The 2840-nt window shown below is 34.7% G+C and carries 2 protein-coding genes; both read left to right on the top strand.

Annotated elements, in window-relative coordinates; all coding sequences use genetic code 11:
- Nucleotides 1-2129: DUF7507 domain-containing protein (locus AC4FRF_RS17485; protein WP_491161573.1), on the top strand; the 2129-nt coding region annotated here is incomplete at its 5' end.
- Between the two features lie 61 nt (nt 2130-2190).
- A partial coding sequence (locus AC4FRF_RS17480; protein WP_491161571.1) for a PorP/SprF family type IX secretion system membrane protein occupies nt 2191-2840 on the top strand: 650 nt, incomplete at its 3' end.

Genomic DNA, 2840 nt, shown 5'->3' with positions numbered 1-2840 from the left:
TAGTGGCTGGAACCTATACCCTAACCGCTACTGCTCCGGGGGGTAACCAAGGACAAAATTGTACTGCAACAGCTCAGATGACCATCACACAACCTACTGCGCCAATAAGTGCCAGTGCTGTTATTACTAACAATAATAATTGTGTAGGATGTAGTAATGGTTCTATAGATATTACAGCTGAAGGAGGTACAGCACCTTATACATTTACTTGGTCAAATGGAGCGATAACTGAAGATATATCATCCTTACCTAAAGGCACTTATAATGTTGAAATAAAAGATGCAAATGGATGTACCGCAAATTACACCTATAATATCAATGAGTCGGGAATCGAGATCCTTAAAGATGCTGTTTACGAAGATACAAATCAAGATGGTATAACAAATGTAGGAGATAATATAGTTTATAATTTTGTAGTCAAAAATACTGGTAATGTAACAATAACAAATATAATTGTTACCGATAATAAAGCTACAGTAACTGGAGGTCCTATAGCTTCTCTTGATGCAGACGCTTCTGATACTACAACTTTCATAGGTATACATGCAATTACTCAAGACGATATTAATAAAGGAATATATTATAATATTGCTTTAGCAAATGCAAAAGATAATGAAAACATTACTGTAAACGATAATTCGTCTGACCCTACTCCATGTACTTCATGTCCTAAAGATCCTGAATGTCCTGATTGCACTATAACAGAATTGAACCAAATCCCTAGTATCACTATTACAAAAGATGGTTCTTATGTTGATACTAATCAAGATGGCATAACCAATGTTGGAGATGTAGTATCCTATAACTTTATTGTAAAAAATACAGGTAATGTAACACTAACTAATATAACAGTAACAGATAATAATGCTATTGTAAGTGGTGGACCTATTGCAACACTTGCTGTAGGAGCAATTGATACAACTACATTTACAGCTTCACATGCCATTACACAAGATGATATTAATAACGGAATTGTATACAATTTGGCTTTGGCTACAGCCAAAGATCCAAAAGGGCAAGATGTCACTGCGACATCGACCGACCCTACGCCTTGTACTTCTTGTCCAATTAAAGAAGATTGTCCTGAATGTACAATTACCGAATTAACACAATCACCAAGCATTGCTTTAGTAAAAACTGCTAGTGTAAGTGGAACCGCTGCCCTAGGTGATGTAATTACATATACTTTTACAGTAACCAATACAGGAAACACAACTCTTACTAATATAGTAGTAACTGACCCTCTACCAGGCTTGACTATCACTGGAAGTCCAATTGCTTTACTTGAAGTTGGTGCTTCAAGCTCGGTAATTAAAGGAACTTATACTATTAAACAAGCAGATATTGACGCAGCTAATGTAACTAACTCAGCTCTAGCAATCGCAAAAGATCCAAAAGGTAATGATGTTACCGATATTTCAGGTACAACAGTTGAAAACGACAATCCAACAATTACAATACTTACTCAAAATCCAGGATTAGAAGTTATTAAAACCGCTAATACCGAAAACTATAGTTCTGTAGGAGACATCATCAACTATACTATTCAAGTAAAAAATACTGGAAATGTAACTCTTTATTCAATTGCTGTTACTGACCCTTTAACAGGACTAAATACAACTATTGAATCATTAGCACCAGGCGCCTCTCAAGAGTTTAATGAAAATTATACTGCAACTCAAATAGATAGAGAAAATGGTTCAGTAACCAATACTGCTCAAGCTAATGGATTTACTCCAAATGAAACTCAAATTCATGCGGAAGATACAGCTGTTGTAGAAGCGGCAATTGTCTTAGGCTGTGGAACTATAAAAGTACACAATGCTTTCACTCCTAACGAAGATGGATTCAATGATAAGTTTATAATTGATAATATTGATGACACACTTTGTTATCCTGAAAACTCTGTAGAAATTTACAACAGATGGGGAATCTTAGTTTATGAAACCAAAGGATATGATAATGTAAATAAAGTATTCAAAGGTTATTCTGAAGGTAGAGTAACTGTAGACAAATCGGCTGGATTGCCTACTGGAACTTATTTCTACATCCTAAACTATACTGCTGTTGGTTTACAAAACGAAATCATTGCTAAAAAAGAGCAAGGATATTTATACCTTACTAGATAATAAAACTCCAATCTAATACCAGAGGTCTTAACAAACCTCTGGTTCATAAAAAAGAAGTAAAATGAAAACAAAAATACTACTAATCGGTTTGATGTTTACAGCAATGGTAAGTTATGCCCAACAGGATGCACAATTTACACAATACATGTACAACACTATTAATGTAAATCCAGCTTATGCAGGATCTAGAGGGGCAATGAGTATCTTTGCATTGCATCGTACGCAATGGGTCGGATTAGACGGAGCACCTACAACAAATGCGGTTTCGATAAACACTCCTTTTAATAACAGCAGACTCGGTTTAGGGGTTTCCATTGTCAATGATAAAATTGGACCAATACATGAGAATGCTATATCTACTGACCTATCCTACACCATTCCTACTTCTGAAAATCTAAAACTTTCATTTGGACTTAAAGCAACTGCTAATTTGTTTGATTTAGATATCAATAAACTAGATCCTAAAGACCAAGGTGACCCTAAATTACAAGGATTCAATAACAAAATTGCTCCTAATATTGGTGCGGGAATTTACCTTCACTCAGACAAAGCTTATTTAGGATTATCCATTCCAAACTTTATAGAATCCAATCGATACGATGATAATGATGTGAAAATTTACAAAGAAAGAATCAATTATTACCTGATTGCAGGTTATGTGATGGATTTAAATTACAACCTGAAATTCAAACCTGCTTTACTAACTAAAAT

This window comes from Flavobacterium sp. ST-158, assembly GCF_058309975.1.
The sequence above is the reverse complement of the archived record's forward strand: the minus strand, read 5'-3'. Positions and strand labels throughout refer to the sequence as shown.